At 68.4% G+C, this 20,532-nt stretch carries 19 protein-coding genes; 13 read left to right on the top strand and 6 right to left on the bottom strand.

Annotation, left to right across the window (positions count from 1 at the left end; genetic code table 11):
• Positions 1 to 21: 21 nt before the first annotated feature.
• A complete protein-coding gene (locus HWX00_RS15895; RefSeq protein WP_034189304.1) occupies positions 22 to 1,728 on the bottom strand; it encodes an AMP-binding protein in 1,707 nt (568 codons plus the stop codon).
• A 239-nt stretch (positions 1,729 to 1,967) separates the two neighbouring features.
• Positions 1,968 to 3,101, bottom strand: coding sequence for an acyl-CoA dehydrogenase family protein (locus tag HWX00_RS15890; protein WP_034189303.1), 1,134 nt, complete (start codon positions 3,099 to 3,101; stop codon positions 1,968 to 1,970).
• 137 nt (positions 3,102 to 3,238) lie between these two features.
• On the opposite strand from HWX00_RS15890, the gene HWX00_RS15885 reads away from it, so the two are divergent.
• The 3 genes from HWX00_RS15885 to HWX00_RS15875 all read left to right on the top strand — a co-directional run bounded on the left by HWX00_RS15885 (position 3,239) and on the right by HWX00_RS15875 (position 6,724).
• The gene (locus tag HWX00_RS15885) at positions 3,239 to 4,273 is read left to right on the top strand and encodes an AraC family transcriptional regulator (RefSeq protein WP_059556849.1); all 1,035 of its coding nucleotides are present in this window, start codon (positions 3,239 to 3,241) and stop codon (positions 4,271 to 4,273) included.
• 121 nt (positions 4,274 to 4,394) lie between these two features.
• Entirely contained in the window at positions 4,395 to 5,954 is a 1,560-nt protein-coding gene (locus HWX00_RS15880) for an NfeD family protein (protein WP_175028931.1), read from the top strand.
• Positions 5,951 to 6,724, top strand: coding sequence for a slipin family protein (locus HWX00_RS15875; RefSeq protein WP_034186196.1), 774 nt, complete (start codon positions 5,951 to 5,953; stop codon positions 6,722 to 6,724). Before HWX00_RS15880 ends, HWX00_RS15875 begins: the two co-directional genes overlap by 4 nt.
• Before the next feature lie 81 nt (positions 6,725 to 6,805).
• Here the strand turns inward: HWX00_RS15875 and HWX00_RS15870 are convergent, their stop codons facing one another.
• Complete coding sequence (locus HWX00_RS15870; RefSeq protein ID WP_049035200.1) at positions 6,806 to 8,083, bottom strand: HAD family hydrolase; 1,278 nt, start codon at positions 8,081 to 8,083, stop codon at positions 6,806 to 6,808.
• A 500-nt stretch (positions 8,084 to 8,583) separates the two neighbouring features.
• On the opposite strand from HWX00_RS15870, the gene HWX00_RS15865 reads away from it, so the two are divergent.
• The 6 genes from HWX00_RS15865 to HWX00_RS15840 all read left to right on the top strand — a co-directional run bounded on the left by HWX00_RS15865 (position 8,584) and on the right by HWX00_RS15840 (position 13,941).
• Positions 8,584 to 9,483, top strand: coding sequence for a M24 family metallopeptidase (locus tag HWX00_RS15865; RefSeq protein WP_034186194.1), 900 nt, complete (start codon positions 8,584 to 8,586; stop codon positions 9,481 to 9,483).
• 38 nt (positions 9,484 to 9,521) lie between these two features.
• Complete coding sequence (locus tag HWX00_RS15860; RefSeq protein ID WP_175026809.1) at positions 9,522 to 11,309, top strand: SDR family oxidoreductase; 1,788 nt, start codon at positions 9,522 to 9,524, stop codon at positions 11,307 to 11,309.
• 29 nt (positions 11,310 to 11,338) lie between these two features.
• Positions 11,339 to 12,244 (top strand): metal-dependent hydrolase, encoded by a 906-nt coding sequence (locus HWX00_RS15855; protein WP_175026808.1) that lies wholly within the window; start codon positions 11,339 to 11,341, stop codon positions 12,242 to 12,244.
• A gap of 79 nt (positions 12,245 to 12,323) precedes the next feature.
• A complete protein-coding gene (locus tag HWX00_RS15850; RefSeq protein WP_034186191.1) occupies positions 12,324 to 12,611 on the top strand; it encodes a hypothetical protein in 288 nt (95 codons plus the stop codon).
• 251 nt (positions 12,612 to 12,862) lie between these two features.
• A complete protein-coding gene (locus HWX00_RS15845; RefSeq protein ID WP_175026807.1) occupies positions 12,863 to 13,240 on the top strand; it encodes a DUF2917 domain-containing protein in 378 nt (125 codons plus the stop codon).
• 326 nt (positions 13,241 to 13,566) lie between these two features.
• Entirely contained in the window at positions 13,567 to 13,941 is a 375-nt protein-coding gene (locus HWX00_RS15840) for a DUF2917 domain-containing protein (RefSeq protein WP_175026806.1), read from the top strand.
• 160 nt (positions 13,942 to 14,101) lie between these two features.
• Here HWX00_RS15840 and HWX00_RS15835 read toward each other — a convergent pair whose 3' ends face one another.
• Positions 14,102 to 14,380: a hypothetical protein gene (locus tag HWX00_RS15835; protein WP_034186190.1), complete on the bottom strand. Its 279-nt coding sequence runs from the start codon at positions 14,378 to 14,380 to the stop codon at positions 14,102 to 14,104.
• A 759-nt stretch (positions 14,381 to 15,139) separates the two neighbouring features.
• On the opposite strand from HWX00_RS15835, the gene HWX00_RS15830 reads away from it, so the two are divergent.
• Entirely contained in the window at positions 15,140 to 16,441 is a 1,302-nt protein-coding gene (locus HWX00_RS15830; RefSeq protein ID WP_034186189.1) for an NCS2 family permease, read from the top strand.
• Between the two features lie 240 nt (positions 16,442 to 16,681).
• On the opposite strand, the gene HWX00_RS15825 is transcribed toward HWX00_RS15830, so the two are convergent.
• On the bottom strand, positions 16,682 to 16,969 hold the full coding sequence (locus HWX00_RS15825; protein ID WP_011354308.1) for a DUF1488 family protein: 288 nt from the start codon (positions 16,967 to 16,969) through the stop codon (positions 16,682 to 16,684).
• A gap of 240 nt (positions 16,970 to 17,209) precedes the next feature.
• The gene (locus tag HWX00_RS15820; protein WP_226103934.1) at positions 17,210 to 17,485 is read right to left on the bottom strand and encodes a DUF2964 family protein; all 276 of its coding nucleotides are present in this window, start codon (positions 17,483 to 17,485) and stop codon (positions 17,210 to 17,212) included.
• Positions 17,486 to 17,669: 184 nt separating this feature from the next.
• Here HWX00_RS15820 and HWX00_RS15815 point away from each other — a divergent pair, with 184 nt between their 5' ends.
• The 3 genes from HWX00_RS15815 (at position 17,670) to HWX00_RS15805 (ending at position 20,520) form a co-directional block, all read left to right on the top strand.
• Positions 17,670 to 19,583: a sigma-54-dependent Fis family transcriptional regulator gene (locus HWX00_RS15815; RefSeq protein WP_034186188.1), complete on the top strand. Its 1,914-nt coding sequence runs from the start codon at positions 17,670 to 17,672 to the stop codon at positions 19,581 to 19,583.
• A gap of 81 nt (positions 19,584 to 19,664) precedes the next feature.
• The gene (locus tag HWX00_RS15810) at positions 19,665 to 19,967 is read left to right on the top strand and encodes a 2Fe-2S iron-sulfur cluster-binding protein (RefSeq protein WP_175026805.1); all 303 of its coding nucleotides are present in this window, start codon (positions 19,665 to 19,667) and stop codon (positions 19,965 to 19,967) included.
• Positions 19,968 to 20,025: 58 nt separating this feature from the next.
• Entirely contained in the window at positions 20,026 to 20,520 is a 495-nt protein-coding gene (locus tag HWX00_RS15805) for an SRPBCC family protein (protein ID WP_175026804.1), read from the top strand.
• Positions 20,521 to 20,532: the final 12 nt, after the last annotated feature.

Here is a 20,532-nt window from a genome sequence, read left to right as displayed (position 1 = left end):
GCACGTGAGGCCCGCAGCCGGTCATTTCAGTTCGGCGGCGAAATCCTCTTCCCAGTATTCGCCGGGCATGCGCGCGGTCGCGTCGTCGCCGCGCTCGATTTCGCGGCGGCGCAGCTCGACGCGGCGGATCTTCCCCGAGATCGTCTTCGGCAGCTCCGCGAACTGCAGACGGCGGATGCGCTTGTACGGCGCGAGCTTCTCGCGCGAGAAGCGGAAGATCTCCAGCGCGAGCGCCGGGCTTTCCTCGTAGCCCTGCCGCAACGTGATGAACGTCTTCGGCACCGACAGCCGTACGGGGTCGGGGCTCGGCACGACGGCCGCCTCGGCGATCGCCGGATGCTCGATCAGCACGCTCTCGAGCTCGAACGGGCTCAGCCGGTAGTCGGACGACTTGAACACGTCGTCCGCGCGGCCGATGTAGACGTAGTAACCGTCGTCGCGGCGCATCGCGATGTCCGACGTGCGGTAATGGCCGTCGCGCATCGCGTGGGCCGTCGCGTCCGGGTTGTTCGCATAACCTTTCATCAGCCCGACCGGGCGCGTGACGTCGGCGCCGATCGGCAGCGCGACTTCGCCTTCGGTCACCGGCGCGCCGTCCGGATCGAGCAGCGCGATCCGGTAGCCCGGCAGCGGCCGGCCCATCGAGCCCGCCACGACCGGCTGGCCCGGCGAGTTGCCGATCAGGCAGGTCGTCTCGGTCTGGCCGTAACCGTCGCGGATCGAGATGTTCCATGCCTTCTTCACGCGCTCGATGATCTCGGGATTCAGCGGCTCGCCCGCGCCGACGATCTCGCGCAGCGTCACGTCGAACGACGCGAGCGGCTGCTGCACCAGCATGCGCCAGACGGTCGGCGGCGCGCACAGCGTCGTCACCCGGTATTTGACGAGTGCATCGAGCACGACCTTCGGCTCGAAGCGCGCGTAGTTGAACGCGAACACGCAGGCCTGCGCATTCCACGGCGCGAAGAAACAGCTCCACGCATGCTTCGCCCAGCCCGGCGAGCTGATGTTCCAGTGGATGTCGCCCGGCTGCAGGCCGACCCAGTACATCGTCGACAGATGGCCGACCGGATAGGTGCGGTGCGTATGCTCGACGAGTTTCGGCTTCGACGTCGTGCCCGACGTGAAGTACAGCAGCATCGGATCGTTCGCGTGCGTGACGGCGTCCGGCTCGAATTCGGCGCTCGCCGCATAACCGTCGTTCATCGCGAGCCAGCCCGCGCGCGGCGCGCCGGCGACGATCTTCCGCGCGAGGCCGAGGTCCGGTTGTTCGAACTTGGCGGTTTCGTTCTCGTCGACGATCGCGAATTTCGCGCCGCCGATCCGCACGCGGTCGCGCACGTCGTCGGGCGACAGTTGCGTGGTGGCGGGCAGCACGATCGCGCCGAGCTTCATCGCGGCGAGCATCGCGTCCCACAGTTCGACACGGTTCGGCAGCATCAGCAGGATGCGATCGCCGCGCACGACGCCGATCGAGCGCAGCCAGTTCGCGATCCGCGACGAGCGCTCGGACATCTGCGCGAACGAATACGGATCGCCCGAGCCGGTCGCCGCGTCGACGATCCACAGCGCGGGCTGCGTGTTGCCGCGCGCCATCGGGTCGAAGTAGTCGAGCGCCCAGTTGAATGCATCGAGCACCGGCCACTCGAAATCGCGATACGCGGTTTCGTAGTCGGTGCGATGGCGCAGCAGAAAATCGCGTGCGTCCAGGAATGCCTGTACCGTCATCGTGTCGTCTCCTGTCGATCCGCGTCGACGCTTCAGCGCTTGCGTGGATCCCATGCCTCGCCGTCAACCGGTGCACGCGCTGCAGCGCGTGCCCGGTTTCCTCTGTTGCGGCGCACGGTCACGTCGTTGCGTGCCGCGTTCACCGCGCTGCCCTCGTGCCCTGCCCTCGTGCCCTGCCTGATTGCCTGTCGTATGCCGGCTCGCCGGTTCGCGTGGCGGCCGGCGGCGCGCATCGCCGCTCAAAGCTGCCGCGCGATCACCATCCGCTGCACTTCGCTGGTGCCTTCGTAGATCTGCGTGATGCGTGCGTCGCGATAGTGACGCTCGACTTCGTAATCGACCAGGTAGCCGTAGCCGCCGTGAATCTGGATCGCATCCGAGCACACGCGCTCGGCCATCTCCGACGCGAACAGCTTCGCCTGCGACGCTTCCGACAGGCACGGCAAGCCGGCCGTGCGCAGCTTCGCCGCGTGGTGCACGAGCAGGCGCGCGGCGTTGATCTGCACGGCCATGTCGGCGAGCTTCTGCTGGATCGCCTGATGCTCGGCGATCGGCTTGCCGAACTGCACGCGCTCGCCCGCATAGCGGCGCGCCTTGTCGAACGCGGCGCGCGCGATGCCGAGCGCCTGCGCGGCGATGCCGATGCGCCCGCCCTCGAGGTTCGACAGCGCGATCTTCAGCCCTTCGCCGCGGTTGCCGAGCAGGTTCTCTTCGGGAATCGCGCAATGCTCGAACGTGATCGGGCACGTATCCGATGCGCGGATACCCAGCTTCTTCTCGGGTTTGCCGACGATGAAGCCCGGCGTGTCGGTCGGCACCAGGAATGCGGAAATGCCGCGCTTGCCGGCTTCCGGATCGGTCATGGCAAAAACGATCGCCACCCCGGCACGCTGGCCGTTGGTCACGAACTGCTTCGCGCCGTTCAGCACCCACTTGCCGTCGCGCAATTCCGCGCGGGTACGCAGGTTGTTCGCCTCGGAACCGGCGTGCGGCTCGGTCAGGCAGAACGCGCCGATCACGCGGCCGGCCGCCATGTCGGCCAGCCAGCGATCCTTCTGCGCCGGCGTGCCGAAACCGAGGATCGGCCCGCAGCCGACCGAGTTGTGCACGCTCATCATCGTCGCGCACGCGGCGTCGCCGGCGGCGACTTCCTCCATCGCCAGCGCGTAGGCCACGTAGTCCGTATACGAGCCGCCCAGTTCCTGCGGCACGATCATCCCGAGCAGCCCCAGCTCGCCGAGCTGCGCGACGATCGCGTCGGGCAGGTGCGCGTCGTGGTCCCACTGGGCCGCGTTCGGCGCCAGCCTCTCGGTGGCGAACGCGCGCGCGGCATCGCGGATCATCCGCTGGTCTTCGGTGTAAAGCTCGTCCATGGTGCTGCTGTCTCCCGCGGCCGCCGGGCGCGACCGTCCATGCGTTTCGATGCAACAAGTGTAGGCAAGCAGGCGCGACTGTTCGATGCTCGCGTCGCTCATTTACACTGAGCGTTTTTGCCACACCGGCGACACCGATGAAGCAGGAAGACAAGGGAACCGTCGCGATCAGCCTCGTCGCGTACAGCGTCGCGCTCGCCACGCGGCGCGGCGTCGCGGCCGAGCCGCTGCTCGCGCAGGCCGGCATCGCGCCCGCGCTGCTCGCGCAGCCGCGCGCACGCGTGACCGCGCAGCAGTACGGCGCGCTGTGGAACGCGATCGCGCGCACGATGGACGACGAGTTTTTCGGGCAGGATCGCCACCCGATGCGCAGCGGCAGCTTCATCGCGATGAGCCAGTCCGCCCTGTCCGCGCGCGACGGGCTGCATGCGATGGCGCGCGCGGTGAATTTCATGCACTGCGTGCTCGACGACCTGCACGCGGAACTCGACGCGAACCCGCAGCGCGTGCGGCTGCGCTTCGTGCACCGCAACAACGGCGCGACGCCCGCGATGTTCACGTACGCGACCTATTTCATCATCGTGTACGGGCTGACCTGCTGGCTGATCGGGCGGCGCATTCCGCTGCTGCATGCGTGCTTCCGCTGCGACACGCCGCCCGCCGACCACGAATACCCGTCGATGTTCTGCGACGACATGCGGTTCAACGAGCCCGATTCGTATGTCGATTTCGATCCCGAATTCGCGACGCTGCCGGTCGTGCAGAACGCGAAGACGCTGAAAACCTTCCTGCGCAACGCGCCGGCCAGCTTCATCGTCAAGTACCGCAACCCGAATGCGCTCGCGCAGCGCGTGCGCGCGGTGCTGCGCGGGATGCCGCCCGCCGCGTGGCCCGGCGCGGGCGGGATGGCCGCACGGCTGCACGTGGCCGAGGCCACGCTGCGCCGCAAGCTGCACCAGGAGGGCCAGGCCTACCAGTCGATCAAGGACACGCTGCGGCGCGACCTCGCGTTCGAGGCGCTGGCCGACCCCGCGCGCACGATCGCCGACGTCGCGGCCGCCACCGGTTTCGCGGAGCCCAGCGCGTTCTATCGCGCGTTTCGCAAATGGAGCGGCCGCAGCCCGGCCGACTACCGCGACGAAGTGCTCGCGCGCGGCGGCGGCGCGGTCTGAATCCGGCCGGCGCGGCCATGGCTTCGCGCTTTGCGCCGAAACCGCCTAATCTTTAAGCATCGGGCCCACGCCCATTCCGCGAGCCGGACGGCGCGCGGCCGCGCGCCGCCTGGACGCCCCGATGCGCTTTCACCGTCATGAGCCGCCGCCGGCGCCTGCCGCGCCCGACGGTCGGCCCCGTCACCCGCTGTCCGCGCGGGTCGCGCGCGCCGCGCTGTTCGCGGCGCTGCTCGTCGTATGTGCCGCGGTCGCCGCGCCGTCGCCCGTCGACGCGCCCGCCGCGCGCCCGGTCATCGTGATCCCCGTCAACGGCGCGATCGGCCCGGCCAGCGCCGATTTCATCGTGCGTGCGCTCGAGCGCGCCGCCCGCGAGCACGCGCCGCTCGCGATCCTGCAGCTCGACACGCCCGGCGGCCTCGATACGTCGATGCGGCAGATCATCAAGGCGATCCTCGGCTCGCCGGTGCCGGTCGCCGCGTTCGTCGCGCCGGGCGGCGCACGGGCCGCGAGCGCGGGCACCTACATCGTGTATGCGAGCCACTTCGCGGCGATGGCGCCCGGCACCAATCTCGGCGCGGCGTCGCCCGTGCAGTTCGGCATCGGCGGCGCCGCGCCGCCGGGCGGGAACCCTGCCGCGCCGCGGCCGACCGGCGCATCGGGCGCATCGGGCGCATCGGAGGCGTCGGCCACGGCGGCCGCGCTGCCGACCGATACGCAATCGACCGAAATCCGCAAGGCGATGCAGGACGCCTCCGCCTACATCCGCGGCCTCGCGCAGCTGCGCGGGCGCAATGCCGAATGGGCCGAGCGCGCGGTGCGCGAAGCCGTCAGCCTGTCGGCGAACGAGGCGCGCGCGCAGCACGTGGTCGACCTGATCGCGCAGGATCCGGCCGATCTCGCGCGCCAGCTCGACGGCCACGGCGCGACGCCCCCCGCCGGCACGGTGCGGCTCGCGACCGCGCATGCGCCGCTCGTCGTCGTCGAACCCGACTGGCGCAGCCGCTTCCTCGCGATCATCGCCGATCCGAACGTCGCGCTGATCCTGCTGACGATCGGCATCTACGGCCTGTTCTTCGAGTTCGCGAACCCCGGCTTCGTGCTGCCGGGCGTCGCCGGCACGATCTGCCTGCTGGTCGGGCTGTTCGCGATGCAGTTGCTGCCGATCAGCTATGCGGGCCTCGGCCTCGTGCTGCTCGGCCTCGGTTGCCTCGTCGCCGAGGCGTTCCTGCCGACCTTCGGCGTGCTCGGCTTCGGCGGAATCGTGTCGTTCACGATCGGCGCGCTGATGCTGATCGACACCGACGTGCCCGGCTACGGCATCCCGTGGCCCGTGATCGCGAGCCTCGCGCTCGGCGGCGGGCTGTTCGTCGCGGGCGTGTCGAGCGTCGCGCTGCGCGCGCGGCGGCGGCCGGTCGTGACGGGCGCCGAGGCGATGCTCGGCAGCGTCGGCGAAGTGCTCGACGACGGCCTTCATCCGGACCAGCCGCATGGCGCGGCCGGCACCGCGCCGTCCGCGGCGGGCTGGGCGCGCGTGCATGGCGAGCGCTGGCGCGTGGCGAGCAGCGCGCCGCTGGCCGCCGGCTGCCGCGTGCGCGTCACCGGCCGCCAGGGGCTGACGCTGACCGTCGCGCCGCTCTACGACATGCCTGCGCCGCCCCATCACCAGGGAGAACCTTCATGATCGGCTACACGTTCGGCTTCAGCGGCGTCCTGATCGTCTTCGTCGTCGTCCTCGTCGCGTCGTCCATCCGCATCTTCCGCGAGTACGAACGCGGCGTCGTGTTCATGCTCGGCCGGTTCTGGAAAGTGAAGGGGCCGGGGCTCGTGCTGATCATCCCGATCGTCCAGCAGGTCGTGCGGATCGACCTGCGCACCGTCGTGTTCGACGTGCCCCCGCAGGACGTGATCACGCGCGACAACGTGTCGGTGAAGGTCAACGCGGTCGTGTATTTCCGCGTCGTCGATCCGGAGAAGGCCGTGATCCAGGTCGCGCGCTTCTTCGAGGCGACGAGCCAGCTCGCGCAGACGACGCTGCGCGCGGTGCTCGGCAAGCACGAACTCGATGCGCTGCTCGCCGAGCGCGAGCAGCTGAACGCCGATATCCAGAAGACGCTCGACGCGCAGACCGATGCGTGGGGAATCAAGGTGTCGACGGTCGAGATCAAGCATGTCGACCTGAACGAGACGATGATCCGAGCGATCGCGCGGCAGGCCGAAGCCGAGCGCGAGCGGCGCGCGAAGGTGATTCACGCGGAAGGCGAACTGCAGGCGTCGGAGAAGCTGCTGCAGGCCGCGCAACGGCTTGCATTGCAGCCGCAGGCGATGCAGCTGCGCTATCTGCAGACGCTCACGACGATCGCGGCGGACAAGAACTCGACGATCGTGTTTCCGTTGCCGATCGATCTGCTGGGGGCGTGGCTGGACCGCCTGGGCGCGCCGCGCGAGCGCTGAAACGCAGGCGGTGCGGCCCGCGCGACGCCGCGGCCGGCACCCGGGCGGCGCCGGGCCCGGCGGCCCGACGCCCGGCCCGCGTCAGGCCAGCAGCTTGCGATCGGACTTGCCGTACTTGATCGACTTCTCGTCCGGGATCATCAGGCCCGTGTGTTCGTCGCGCCCCTGCAGCAGGAAGCGCGCGTCCGGCTTGCCGATCTGCTCGGCCGCGAGCTTGCTGTCCGCGCCGATCTCGCCCTTCTTCATCCGGTTCACGATCACGCCGGCCGCGGTGTCCTTGAAGTCGCGCAGCATCCACGCATCGCCGTCGCTGTCGCCGAACACCAGCAGCGGGCCGTAGCCCTTCTTCGACGCGAGGACGTTGCGGATGCCCACCGTCTTGCCGGGCCCCCAATTGAAGTGCCAGCCGGCCGGATAGGTACTCGTGTACTGGCCGTCCTGCATGTCGAGACGCAGGCCGATCACGTTCTCGGGCGCCACGCCGTAGCCATAGTTCGGATTGCCGGCGAACACGCGCACGACGTCGTCGAGCGACGCCGTGCTGACGTACACGTCGATGCCGTTCGCGCGCAGCGTATGCATCACCGCGCGGATTTCCTCGTGAATGCGGATGCCGTGGAAATGCGTGTCGGCCACCACGCCTGCCTTGCCCGGCAGCGTCTTCGGGCTTTCGTAGCGGACCTTGCGCAGCGCGTCGCCGATGCCGTAGTTGTTCGACGCTTCCGCCATCGCCTGCAGTTCGGCGGTCGTCATGTTCTTGTAGAAATAGATGATCCACTTGTAGCCGACTTCGAGCGGATGCGTGTCGCAGATCGCGTCGTACATGAAGTACAGCTTCGCGCGGAAATCCTTGAACTGGTCGGTCTCGCGAATCTCGTCGAGGCTCTTGTCGCCGCCGAAACCCTTGTAGTTCGCATGGAGCCAGCGGTAATCGGATTCGACGTCGGCGGCGAGATCCTCCATCGTCACCGGCTTGCCGTCGACGGTCGTGTAGTCCTTCATGAACGCGCCCTTCGGCACATCCTTCCACATCACGCCGACGAATTCGTCCGGCGTCAGCTTGTACTGCAGATGGTTGATCTGGTACATCAGCAACGCCTCTTCGCAGTCGTTCATGATGCACGTGTTGTCCCAGTCGAACACCGCATACGGGCGGCGCTTTCCGTCGTAGCGGGCGCTCGCGACGCCGTGCTGGTCGAGCACCGCCTGCAGGCGCGCGGCGTTGAACGGCGACCAGCGGCCCGGGTCCAGCGCGTCCGGCGCGGTCGCGCTCTTCGCGCGGGCCGTGCCGGCCTTTAGCATCAGCGACGACGCAGCGGTCGCTGCGGCAAGGGTGTTCATGAACTGGCGGCGTTGCATGGTCTCTCTCCTGGAAATGTCGAATCGGCTCCGGCCGCTGCCCCCGGACGCTGCGCGGCGCACCGCCACCGCAAAGCCGGGACGGCTTCGAATCGGGGGCGAATGATGTGACGAAATTATTTCGGCAATTTGACAGCGTCGCGCCGCGACACGACGGAGAGTTGATCCAGCACGACATGCGCGGCTGGCGGCGGAACCGCTCGTGACACCCGCTGCCGCGACGCCGATCCCGACGCGCAGGGAACGGCAGGCACGACAACCGCGAAAACCGTCATCCGTCAGCCCTGACAAGACGCGATCCGGCGCGGCGCGTCGCCGCGTTCCGTTCTAGAGGAGGCCCTCCATTCCGCGTCTCCATTAGGACAAATCCCCACGTCCGTCGCCCCGGAACCGTCTATGATCTTTACATCGATCAATGACACATTAAATGCTGACTGAATAACCCGCGACGGCGACGCCGGCGGGCGCGTTCCGGATCAGCGCCCACACGGAGACGCACCATGGCCGATCACCATCCGCTGCCGGAAGTCCACCTCGACGAGCTGCCGCAATTCCGCGCGGTCCAGCAGCTCGCGTACCGCTGCGTCGAAACCGTCGGCGCGATGCTCTACCCCGGCATCACCGAAAAGGAAGCCGCGCGCCTGCTGACCGAATGGCTGCAGGACAACGGCGTGCACGACTGGCTGCACAAGCCGTTCGCGTGGTTCGGCGACCGCACCGCGTTCGAAGGCTTCTCCGGCCTCAAGCACATGGGCGGCTTCAATCTCGCGTTCTTCCCGAGCAATCGCCAGCTCGAAACCGACATGCCGGTGATCCTCGACGTCGCGCCGGTGCTCGACGGCATCGTCGCCGACGTCGGCTACGCGCACTGCCTCGGCCACAACCCGATCCTCGAACAGCTGCAGGACGACCTGATGGACCATCGCGACATGATCGTGCGGCTCGTGAAGGCACGCCGTCCGATGGCCGAGGTCGCGCAGGAAGTCGACGCGCTGTGCCGCCGCCAGGGCGTCGAGCCGCGCCACAAGGCCTATCCGTTCAAGGTGCTCGCGCATCGCGTCGCGAAGATCCACAAGCTGTCGAAGCCGCGCTTCGTCGCGCGCTTCGGGCTGAACGCGACGCGCAACCTGCTGCTCGACCAGGGCCGCGCGGCGAAGCAGCAGGGCTGGTCGCCGCTGTGGTCGATCGACCGCCGCTCCGAGCATGCGCCGGTGCCGGGCCTGTGGGCCGTCGAGCCGCATCTCGGCTTCGCCGGCGTCGGCGCGAAATTCGAGGAGCTGCTCGTGATCACGGACGACGACGCGTACTGGCTCGACGACGACTTGCCGCACGTGCGCCGCTGGCAGCGCCGCCAGGCCGAACGCGCGCAGGCCGTTTCGACCGTGCCGGCCGCCGCCTGACGCGGCGCCCCTCCGACTCCCTGAACGACGGACTCACGATGCAGCCTCTTTCCGACGAAGCGCCGCTGGCCCTGTTCGAATCGGTTCACAGCGAGACGGCGGTCGCCTCCGGCGACCTGACGCTCGCGGTCAGGACCTGGGGCGACCCGGCCCGCTCGCCGGTCGTGCTCGTGCACGGCTATCCCGACGACAGCAGCGTCTGGCGGCACGTCGCGCCGCTGCTCGCGCGCAAGCACTACGTGATCGCGTACGACGTGCGCGGCGCGGGCCTGTCCGGCGCGCCGAAGCGCACGGCCGACTATCACCTCGCGAAGCTGACCGACGACTTCGTCGCGGTGATCGACACGCTCTGCCCCGGCCGCGCGGTGCACCTGATCGCGCACGACTGGGGCTCGATCCAGGGTTGGGAATTCGTCACCGATCCGCGCCTCGCCGGCCGCATCGCGTCGTACACGTCGTGCTCGGGGCCGTGCCTCGACCACGTCGGCTTCTGGCTGCGCGAACGCGTGCTGCGCCCGACGCCCGCGTCGCTCGGCAAACTCGGCGGCCAGCTCGTGCGCTCGTGGTACGTGTACCTGTTCCATCTGCCGTTCGTCCCCGAACTCGGCTGGCGGCTGTGGCTCGGCCGCGCGTGGCCGCGCCTGCTGCGCCGGCTCGAGAAGACGCCGGCGATACCGCGCCCGACGCAGGCCGACGACGGCGCGCGCGGCGTGCGCCTCTATCGCGCGAACTTCATCCGCTGCCTGTTCGCGCCGCGCGAACGCTATGCGCATGCCCCCGTGCAGACGATCGTGCCGCTCGGCGACAAGTACGTGAGCCCCGCGCTCTCGGAGAACCTGTCGCGCTGGGTGCCGCAGTACTACCGCCGCGAAGTCGCGGCCGGCCACTGGCTGCCGCTCGCCGATCCCGCGCGCTTCGCGGATCTCGCCGGGCAACTGATCGACGCGGTCGAATCGGGCACCGAGCCGCCCGCGCTCGCGAACGCGCGCCGCCGCGCCACCAGCGGCCGTTTCAGCGGCAAGGTCGCGGTCGTCACCGGCGCGGGCAGCGGCATCGGCCGCTGCGCGGCGCTCGCGTTCGCCCGCGAAGGCGCGACGGTCGTCGCATGCGACATCGATCTCGCCAGCGCCGAACGCACCGCGCTGCTGCTCGGGCTGACCGGCGCGCACGCGCATGCGAAACGCGTCGACGTCGGGTCCGCCGACGAGATGGAAGCGCTCGCGGCGTGGGTCGGCAGCGAACTCGGCGGCGCGGACGTCGTGATCAACAACGCCGGCATCGGCATGGCCGGCGGCATCCTCGACACGAGCGCGCGGCACTGGGAGCGCATCCTGCACGTGAACCTGTGGGGCGTGATCCACGGCTCGCGGCTGTTCGCGCGGCAGATGGCCGCGCGCGGCACCGGCGGGCACATCGTCAATACCGCGTCGGCCGCCGCGTTCGGGCCGTCACGCGACCTGCCCGCGTATGCGACGACGAAGGCCGCGGTGCTGATGCTCAGCGAGTGCATGCGCGCGGAACTCGCGGAGCAAGGCATCGGCGTGACGGCCGTGTGCCCGGGTTTCGCGGAGACCGGAATCATGGCGTCGACGCAATACGCGGGCGCCAATGCCCAGGACGAAGCGCGGCTGCGCAAGCGCGCGACGAAGCTCTACCAGATGCGCGGCCTGAAACCGGAAACCGTCGCACAGGCGATGGTCGACGGCGTGCTGCGCAACCGCCCCGTCGTCGCGGTCGGCGGCGAGGCGCATGCGATGCGTTTCGTCGGCCGCTTCCTGCCGTGGCTCGGCCGGATGATCGCCCGCGTCAGCATGGCATCGCATTGACGGCGCATGACGCCGCACAGGGAGACAACATGACCGATACCGCCGACTACCACAAGATCAAGGCCCGGCACGTGAAATTCGACTTCAGCGACACGCCGGTCACCTGGGTGCCGAACGATCCGGGCAGCACGCACATCATCAACACGCTGAACCTGCTGTTCCCGGAAGGCGAGCTGTGGTTCTGCCGCGTGTACAACAAGGCGCTGCCGCTGATCACCGATGCGCGCCTGCGCGACGAGGCCGAAGGTTTCCTGCGCCAGGAAGCCGCGCATTCGCGCTCGCACGGCGGCGTGCTGAAGCACTACTACGACCGGCACGGGATCGACACGAAGCCGTTCACGCAGAAGCTCAACCGGCTGTTCACGCGCGTGCTCGGCGAACAGCCGCTCGGGCTGAAGATCGGCCACACGCGTTTCTGGCTGCGGCAGCAGCTGGCCGTGATCGCGTCGCTGGAGCACTTCTTCGGTTATCTCGGCAACTGGGTGCTCAACGCGCACGGTCTCGACGAAGGCCGTGCCGACCCGACGATGGTCGACCTGCTGCGCTGGCACGGCGCCGAGGAAGTCGAGCACCGCACCGTCGCGTTCGACATCTACCGGCACCTGGGCGGCACCTATCCGGAGCGCTGCGTGCACATGGCGTTCGTGATCGTGCTGCTGCTCTACTACATCACGACCGGCGCGAAGTTCATGTACCGGCGCGACCCGGACGCCGGCCGCTACCCGGGCTTCGTGCTCGCGTGGTGGCAGGGTTCGCGGCGCGGGCACCTGCCGTCGTTCTGGAAGGTGATCGGCGCGGCGCTGCGTTATTTCAAGCCCGGCTATACGCCGCACCACGAAGGGTCGACCGAGCAGGCGCTCGCGTATCTCGCGCGCTCGCCGGCCGCGCAGGCGGCCGCGCACGGCGGCAACTGGGGCACGGCGAAGGGCGCGTAACCGGGTTTCCGGCCGGTTCGGCGGGCGGCGCGCGCCGAAATGCGTACAATCGCGGCTTCAATTTCCCGGAGGTGCCGCGATGGCCATGAAGAAAACCGATCTCGAAAAGAACAAGGCGCTCAAGCTGACGCACGCGATGAAGCAGTCGAACTCCGCGCGTTTCGGCAAGGGCGCCGACGACGCGGCCAAGCTCGACCGCCGCGCGCAGCGCAAGCTCGACCAGGAACAGGGCCTCGTGCCGTTCGCGTGCAAGCTCAACGCCGAACTCGTCGAGCAGCTGAAGGCACGTGCGGCCACGCACCCGGAAGGGATGACGGGCCTGCTGTCCGAGCTGCTCGTGAACGGCCTCGCGCAACGCGACGCGTGACCGCCACGTATCTCGAAATTTCCGTTGACATTGCCGCGCTGCCACGACACACTCGTTCGCATGCCTATGCTCAAGCCCATCGCCATCGCGCATGAAAATCGAGTGAACGCCCATACGTGGCGAGCACCGGAGGCGCTTGTGCATTAGCATCGCGATTCAGTTACGCATGTCACAAGGCCTCGCCGGATTCGGATGAGGCCTTTTTGTTTTGGTGCGCGTCATCCTGTCCGGCTCAACGGATGGAGATGACGATGGACCAAGCAAGCCTGCTGGTTGTTTGCCGCGATCGCTGCCGCACCGATACGATCGCGTTGCCGAGAGTCGAGTTGCACTTCACGGTCGCGCCGCGCACGACGCTGGCATGGCGCGCGCAGCACGATGCCGAGGTCCGCGCAGACGACGCGACGCTGTGGATCACGCGGCTGGGCTGCCTCGACGATTACTGGATACGAACCGGCGACGTGCTGCGCCTGCGGCGCGGCGATCGCATCTGGATCAGCACCGACGACGAGCGGCCCGCCGCGGCGTCGATCACGACCGCGTACGTGATGAAACGCGACGCGTGGCCCGCGCGTGCGCTCGCACGAATGCGCCGCATGCTGGGCGGGAGACATCGAAGTCGCGCGTGACGCATGCATCGTCGCGCGTGCGATCCGGGCTCGCCTCGACCTCATGAAACACCGCGCACGCGCGCCATCGGCTCACCGTCGCATATCCCGAAAATAGTCGTTGACAACACCGCGGCCCGACAACAAAATCGTTCGCATGCCTACGTTCAAGCTCATCGCCGTCGCGATTCATTGCTCGATGAACATTCGAAAGAATGATTCACGGGAGGCGCTTGTGCGTTAGCAATCGAGCAGTACCGCATGTCACACGAGGCCTCACCGGAAACGGATGAGGCCTTTTTGTTCTGGTGCGCGTCATCCGTCCGACTCACTGAATGGAGAAGACGATGGACCAGGCAAGCCCGTTGTTCGACCGTCCCGATCGGCGCCGCGCCGGCACGATCGCGTTACCGACCGTCGTGATCCGTTTCGCGGTCGCCCCGCGCACGACGATGACCTGGCGTGCGCCGCGGGATGCGGAGCTCCGCACGCAGGGCGCGGCGCTGTGGGTCACGCGCCCGCCGGACGTCGCCGATTTTTGGGTGCGGCCCGGCGACGTGCTGCGCATCGCGCGCGGCGAGCGCATCTGGCTCGGCACCGATGGCGACCGGTCGGCCGAAGCGACGATCACGACCGCGTACGTGCGGCGCGGCGAGCGCTTGAGGCGCATGCTCGCGCAAGTGCAACGTTGGCTCGTCGGGATAGGGAGAAGAAGCGGATGAGCGACGTGCGGTCACGCACGCGGGACGCGGAACGGCCGCGGCCGGAAACGGACGCACCCGCGGCGCAATGCGCCGCGGGTGCGCATCGAATGTCGCGGCCCGCGAATGCGGGCCGCGAGCGATCGCACGCCGTGCGCAACAACCGGATGCAGTGCGTGCATCAGGTGCTGGCGGCGAGACGCGGGCCCGTGCTCCGGGGAGTGGAATCGACGTCGGGACGTTGCGCTGCCTGCGAGGTCACCCACGGATCGATGCCCTGCTTCTGCACCTCTTCGAGGAATGACACGCGTGTGCGCCAGTAATCCGCTTGTAATTTCGCATCGATGACGCGCTGTTCGGCTGCGAACAGTTCCATGCGCGCCGTCACGAGCATCGACGCAGCGGTTTTTTCCGGCGTGGGGGCGTGTCGCATCGCCCAACGGCTGATCCAGTTCAACATGCTGACCTCCGTGATTACGGACGAACCCGCATCGGGCAATCGCAATCGGCCGTGCCTGCCCGAACGCGCAACGGCCTTGACCGCCATTCACCGCCTGGCCTGCACGGACTGCGACTCCCCCGCGTCGGCAATTACCGGCCGGCGTGTGCATGCGCGGTGTATCTATCCTAGAAAGACTTGCCGGTTTACGCGATGGGGTCTTGCAATCTTTTACACAGAAACCACAGTCGCCCCCGCATCGCGAAATGACAGTTGCGGACGGGACGGCTTCGGCGCAGCATAGCCCGATACCTGCCACCGCCTGGGCTGACGAATGCCCGCCGCACGCTGCCGTCGTGCATCCGCACCGGCCGCGCGCGGGCGCCGCCTGCACCGTGTTCGTGCAGCATGCGGGCGCGCCGTTTGCGTCGCCGGTCGTCGCGCATCCGCCACGCGCGATGCGGCCGCCGCGCCGTTGCACACGCATCGGCCGGTTTCGCCTGCCCGCCTGCCATCGTTTCCACCGTTTCCGCCATTTCTGCCGGCCCGTGCCGCGCGAACCGGTAAAATGCGCGCCTTCGTCGCGCGGCCGGGCTGCCAGACCGTTCGCGCGCAGGCAACCGATCGTGCCCTCCAACTATATCGTCCGAGCTATCCGCGCTATTACAATCCGCCGATAGCCAGGAAATAGTGGCTGGTTACATTAAGCCCGCCGCGCGCTGCCTGCACAACAATTCGGCACAACAATCAACACGACAACCCGACCGGAGAAACGCCTTCATGGAATCCATCAAGCGGTATTTCGGCTTCGCTGAAGCCGGCACCGACTTCCGCACCGAAATACTCGCGGGCGTCACCACGTTCCTGACGATGGCCTACATCATCTTCGTCAACCCCGCGATCCTCGGCGACGCCGGCATGCCGAAGGAATCCGTGTTCGTCGCGACCTGCCTCGTCGCGGCGCTGGCATCGATCATCATGGGGCTGTACGCGAACTACCCGATCGCGTGCGCGCCCGGCATGGGCCTGAACGCGTATTTCGCCTATACGGTCGTCAAGGGGATGGGCTTCACGTGGCAGGCCGCGCTCGGCGCGGTGTTCATCTCCGGCTGCCTGTTCCTGCTCGTCACGCTGTTCCGCGTGCGCGAGGCGATCGTCAACGGCATTCCGAAATCGCTGCGGATCTCGATCACCGCCGGCATCGGCCTGTTCCTCGGCATCATCTCGCTGAAGACGTCGGGCGTGATCGTCGGCAACCCGGCTACGCTCGTCACGCTCGGCGACCTGCACAAGCATGAGACGATCCTCGCGATCGTCGGCTTCTTCACGATCGTCACGCTCGACCACCTGCGCGTGCGCGGCGCGATCCTGATCGGCATCATCGGCGTCACGGTCCTGTCGTTCTTCTTCGCCGGCAACCAGTTCCACGGCGTGTTCTCCGCGCCGCCGTCGATCGATGCGACGCTGTTCAAGCTGGACATCGGCGCCGCGCTGTCGACCGGGATCATCAACGTGATCCTCGTGTTCTTCCTCGTCGAGCTGTTCGACGCAACGGGCACGCTGATGGGTGTCGCGAACCGCGCGGGCCTGCTCGTCGAAGGCAAGATGAACCGCCTGAACAAGGCGCTGCTCGCCGACAGCACCGCGATCGTCGCGGGCTCGGTGCTCGGCACGTCGTCGACCACCGCGTACATCGAAAGCGCATCGGGCGTGCAGGCCGGCGGCCGCACGGGCGTGACGGCCATCACCGTCGCGGTGCTGTTCCTCGCGTGCCTGTTCATCGCACCGCTCGCCGGCGTCGTGCCGGCCTACGCAACGGCGCCGGCGCTGCTGTACGTGTCGTGCCTGATGCTGCGCGAGATGGTCGAGGTGCCGTGGGACGATGCGACGGAAGCCGTGCCGGCCGCGCTGACCGCGCTGCTGATGCCGTTCACGTACTCGATCGCGAACGGCGTCGCGTTCGGCTTCATCGCGTACGGCGGCCTCAAGCTGCTGACGGGCCAGGCGCGCACGGTCAAGCCGATCGTCTGGATCATCGCGGCCGTGTTCCTGTTCCGCTTCTTCTATCTCGGCAGCGAGTAAGCGACACGCCGCGCCGCGGATGAAAAAACGCCACCTTCGGGTGGCGTTCTTGTTTTCGCACTTTCGCACGACTCCTTGCGCGATCCCGGCGCGTCGACGCACCGTGCCGTACATATGCGCCCGACAACCGGTGGCGCCCGCATACGAAAATGCCGCCCGGCCCGCCGAACGGCATTGCATGGCAACGTCTTCGCGTGCGCCGCGCTTGATCGCGCGCGCCGCGAGACGAGCGTCGTGTCGTCAGCGCCAGTTGGCCTCGTAGAAGCGCACGTAACCGCTGCGCAGCGTCACGCATTGCGCGCGCGTCTCCGACAGCAGGCGCCGCGCAGCCGCCTCGATACGGTCGCGGTGCTGGTCGAATGCGCCGACCATGTCCTCGAAGCGCGGCGATGCCGCACCGAAGTGGTCTTCCAGCGCCTCGGCGGTGATCTGACATTGGACGCGCTCGCCATTGACCAGTGCCGTGAACGCAAGCATCAGGTCGCGCCCCGAATACTCGGGCTTCTCGTTCGTGAAATGGATCTGCATGGGAGCCGCCTCGACCGGTAGAAAACGAATGACCGCGTCCGTCGTCCGCCACCGGCCGGACGAAATGTACGCGGGCTCGCCGGCGGAGGCCACGACCGCGGGGGATGGGGCGGTCGACGCATGCCGGTTGCTTTCCACTTTAGACGGTTTCGCGCAGGAGACAAATTTTCCCGCATGCGTCGTTCCGACGCGTCATTCCTCAGATCAGCACGGCATCGGGCACCGTTTCGGAAACGGGCTTCAGTGCGGATCGGTAGGCCAGACGTTGAGCGCGATCGCGGCGGTCGTGACGCCCACCGCAATCGCGGCCGCCCCGTATTGGACCGCATCGGCCAGATCGAACAGCAATCCGTGGATCGCCACGGCGATGCCGCCCAGCATGATGAACGTGGCGATGGCCGCCAGCACGACTCTCAGTTCCGTCCGAACCATGATGCGTCTCCCGAACGGATGCATGTCGCGTCGCATGCATGTTGCAATGCGGAACACGGCGCGTGCGTGCTCCATTTCCATCATTGCAGGCGGGCGCCTGAAAGCAAGGAGATTTTGTTCCCGGTCGCGCATCGCACGTGGCGCTTGTATGATGATGCGTACCCGGACGGACGGCTGTTGCGCCGGATGGTGCACCGCGAGCGGAGACGCACTCCGCCGCCGGTTCCGATTCGGTCGGCCCGGGCTGCCCGGGAACAGGAGACAAGTCATGCCGCAACCCTTCGTGCTGCCCGTCACCGCGGGTCGCACCGACCTGCTCGCGCAGGCGCATGCGCGTTCGACCGCGGTCGGCCTGCGCGCGCACGAACGCCCGGATTTCACGCCGCTGTCGCGTATCGCGCTGCGCGAACTGCTCGACACGAATCACACGCTGTTCTCGCACGCGCGCCCGGTGATGGAAGACCTCCACGCGCAGATCGCCGAGACGCAAAGCCTCGTGCTGCTGACCGACGCCGACGGCGTGATCCTGCACAGCATCGGCGACGCCGACTTCATCGAAAAAGCCAACCGCGTCGCGCTGCGCACCGGCGTGTCGTGGGCCGAAGGCGCGCGCGGCACCAATGCGATCGGAACCGCGCTCGCGTCGGGCCAGGCCGTCGTCGTGCACGGTTCCGAACACTTCCTGCGCGCGAACCACATCCTCACCTGCTCGTGCGCGCCGATCGTCGATCCGTTCGGCCGCACGCTCGGCACGCTCGACGTCAGTGGCGACCCGCGCGGCTCCAGCCCGCATACGCTCGCGCTGGTGCGGATGTCCGCGCAGCTGATCGAGAACCATCTGTTCGCGAACCAGTGCGGCGAAGCGCTGCGGCTGCGCTTTCACGCGCACGAGGATTGCGTCGATTCGCTGTTCGCCGGGCTCGTCGCGTTCGGCCCCGACGGCGGGCTGATCGCCGCGAACCGCAGCGCGCAATTCCAGCTCGGCGCGTCGTTCGACGCACTGCAACATCAGGCCAGCGACGCGTTGTTCGGCATGCGCTTCGCGCAGCTCGCGCAGCAGGCCGCCCGCGCGCCGGGCGCCACGTTCCGCCTGACGCTGTCGACCGGCGTGCGCGTGCTCGCCCGCTGCGAATTCCCGGACGCGCAGAAGACGGCCGTCGCCGTCACGCCGCCCGCGCCGGCCGCGCGCGTACGCGCGCCGGACCCCGACGCGATCACGTTCGCGACGCTCGACACCGGCGACGCACGCATGGCCGCCGTGCTCGAACGCGTCGCGAAGATCCGCGGGCGCGACCTGCCGCTGCTGATCCTCGGCCAGACCGGCACCGGCAAGGAATGGCTCGCCCGCGCGCTGCACCAGGCGTCGCCGCGCGCGGACGGCCCGTTCGTCGCGGTCAACTGCGCGGCGCTGCCCGATTCGCTGATCGAGGCCGAGCTGTTCGGCTATGAAGACGGCGCGTTCACGGGCGCGCGCAAGCGCGGCAGCCCCGGCAAGATCGCGCAGGCCGACGGCGGCACGCTGTTTCTCGACGAGATCGGCGACATGCCGCTCGCGCAGCAGGTGCGGCTGATGCGCGTGCTGCAGGAGCGGGCGGTGATGCCGCTCGGCGGCGCGCGCGCGGTACCGGTCGACGTGCGCGTGGTTTGCGCGACCCATCGCGACCTGCGCGCGATGATCGCGGACGGCACGTTCCGCGAAGATTTGTTCTACCGGATCAACGGCCTCGCGGTCACGCTGCCGGCGCTGGCCGCGCGCACCGACCTGCCGGTCCTGGTCGACCGGATTCTCGCGCGGCTGGCGCGCAGCGAACCGATGCCGCGCCGCATCGCGGCCGACGTGCTCGATGCGTTCAAGCGCCACCGCTGGCCCGGCAACCTGCGGCAGATGACCAACGTGCTGCGCACGGCCGGCATGCTCGCCGAAGACGAAGCCGAAATCGCGCTCGCGCATTTGCCCGACGATTTCTGGCTCGACTGCGACGATGCATCGGCCGCGCCCGCTGCCGCCACGCCGGCCACGCCGACCGTGCCGGCCGGCACGCACGAAGGCACAACGCTGCAAAGCCGCCAGGCCGCGGTGATCGACGCCGTGCTTGCGCGGCACGGCGGCAACGTATCGGCCGCCGCGCGCGAGCTCGGCCTAGCGCGCAATACCGTGTACCGCTACCTGCGGCGGCATTGACGCCCACGGCCGGCGGACGCTGCCCGCCGGCCGGTTCGGGTATGCTTGGCGCGTTGCCGCCGACCGCCGCCCGCTTCAGTCATGACCGATCCAGACCACCCGCCCCTCGTGCGCATCGAGCCGCTCGGCGCGACCTTCGACGCGCCCGATTCGCTGACGCTGCTCGAGGCCGCCGCGTTCGCGCGCGTGTCGCTGCCGCGCTCGTGCCGCAACGGCACGTGCCGAAGCTGCCTTTGCCGGATCGTCAGCGGCAGCGTACGCTACACGATCGAATGGCCGGGCCTGAGCCGCGAGGAAAAGGCCGACGGCTATACGCTGCCGTGCGTGGCCGTCGCGACGTCGGACCTCGTGCTCGACGTGCCCGACGCGACCATGCTCGACTAGACGCGGCGTGCGGCCACGCGCGCCGTCCTGCAACGCCCGATCCTGCGTGGAGAACGCGATGACCCAGTCAACCGATCGCATCGAGAAACAAGTCCAGCTCGCGGCCTCGCCCGACCGCGCGTGGGAAGCCGTCAGCAATTCCGGCGAATTCGGCCAGTGGTTCGGCGTCGCGTTCGACGGGCCGTTCGCGGCCGACCAGCCGCTGTTCGGCCGCATCACGCCGACGCGCGTCGACGACGACGTCGCCAGGGCACAGGAACCCTATGCGGGCACTGTGTTCGAAATCGTCGTCGATCGCATCGAGCCGCAGCAACTGTTCTCGTTTCGCTGGCATCCGTTCGCGATCGACCCGCATTTCGATTACGCGTCCGAGCCGATGACGCTCGTCACGTTCACGCTCGCCGCCCAGGCCGGCGGCACGCTGCTCACGGTCACCGAAACGGGTTTCGACCAGTTGATCGAAGCGCGCCGCGCGAAAGCGCGCGAGATGAACGACCAAGGCTGGGCCGCGCAGATGATGCTGATCACGAAATACCTGGCGAAGCACGCGTAGCGCGCCGCTTCG

The organism is Burkholderia seminalis DSM 23518, assembly GCF_902832885.1.
GTDB classification, from domain to species: domain Bacteria; phylum Pseudomonadota; class Gammaproteobacteria; order Burkholderiales; family Burkholderiaceae; genus Burkholderia; species Burkholderia seminalis.
Note: the sequence above shows the minus strand (reverse complement) of the source record. Positions and strands in the feature narration are given on the sequence as shown.

Excerpts from the sequence above, each read along its gene's own strand:
- HWX00_RS15895 (WP_034189304.1), bottom strand. The coding sequence starts at position 1,728 with ATGACGGTACAGGCATTCCTGGACGCACGCGATTTTCTGCTGCGCCAT.
- HWX00_RS15890 (WP_034189303.1), bottom strand. The coding sequence starts at position 3,101 with ATGGACGAGCTTTACACCGAAGACCAGCGGATGATCCGCGATGCCGCG.
- HWX00_RS15885 (WP_059556849.1), top strand. The coding sequence starts at position 3,239 with ATGAAGCAGGAAGACAAGGGAACCGTCGCGATCAGCCTCGTCGCGTAC.
- HWX00_RS15880 (WP_175028931.1), top strand. The coding sequence starts at position 4,395 with ATGCGCTTTCACCGTCATGAGCCGCCGCCGGCGCCTGCCGCGCCCGAC.
- HWX00_RS15875 (WP_034186196.1), top strand. The coding sequence starts at position 5,951 with ATGATCGGCTACACGTTCGGCTTCAGCGGCGTCCTGATCGTCTTCGTC.
- HWX00_RS15870 (WP_049035200.1), bottom strand. The coding sequence starts at position 8,083 with ATGCAACGCCGCCAGTTCATGAACACCCTTGCCGCAGCGACCGCTGCG.
- HWX00_RS15865 (WP_034186194.1), top strand. The coding sequence starts at position 8,584 with ATGGCCGATCACCATCCGCTGCCGGAAGTCCACCTCGACGAGCTGCCG.
- HWX00_RS15860 (WP_175026809.1), top strand. The coding sequence starts at position 9,522 with ATGCAGCCTCTTTCCGACGAAGCGCCGCTGGCCCTGTTCGAATCGGTT.
- HWX00_RS15855 (WP_175026808.1), top strand. The coding sequence starts at position 11,339 with ATGACCGATACCGCCGACTACCACAAGATCAAGGCCCGGCACGTGAAA.
- HWX00_RS15850 (WP_034186191.1), top strand. The coding sequence starts at position 12,324 with ATGGCCATGAAGAAAACCGATCTCGAAAAGAACAAGGCGCTCAAGCTG.
- HWX00_RS15845 (WP_175026807.1), top strand. The coding sequence starts at position 12,863 with ATGGACCAAGCAAGCCTGCTGGTTGTTTGCCGCGATCGCTGCCGCACC.
- HWX00_RS15840 (WP_175026806.1), top strand. The coding sequence starts at position 13,567 with ATGGACCAGGCAAGCCCGTTGTTCGACCGTCCCGATCGGCGCCGCGCC.
- HWX00_RS15835 (WP_034186190.1), bottom strand. The coding sequence starts at position 14,380 with ATGTTGAACTGGATCAGCCGTTGGGCGATGCGACACGCCCCCACGCCG.
- HWX00_RS15830 (WP_034186189.1), top strand. The coding sequence starts at position 15,140 with ATGGAATCCATCAAGCGGTATTTCGGCTTCGCTGAAGCCGGCACCGAC.
- HWX00_RS15825 (WP_011354308.1), bottom strand. The coding sequence starts at position 16,969 with ATGCAGATCCATTTCACGAACGAGAAGCCCGAGTATTCGGGGCGCGAC.
- HWX00_RS15820 (WP_226103934.1), bottom strand. The coding sequence starts at position 17,485 with ATGATGGAAATGGAGCACGCACGCGCCGTGTTCCGCATTGCAACATGC.
- HWX00_RS15815 (WP_034186188.1), top strand. The coding sequence starts at position 17,670 with ATGCCGCAACCCTTCGTGCTGCCCGTCACCGCGGGTCGCACCGACCTG.
- HWX00_RS15810 (WP_175026805.1), top strand. The coding sequence starts at position 19,665 with ATGACCGATCCAGACCACCCGCCCCTCGTGCGCATCGAGCCGCTCGGC.
- HWX00_RS15805 (WP_175026804.1), top strand. The coding sequence starts at position 20,026 with ATGACCCAGTCAACCGATCGCATCGAGAAACAAGTCCAGCTCGCGGCC.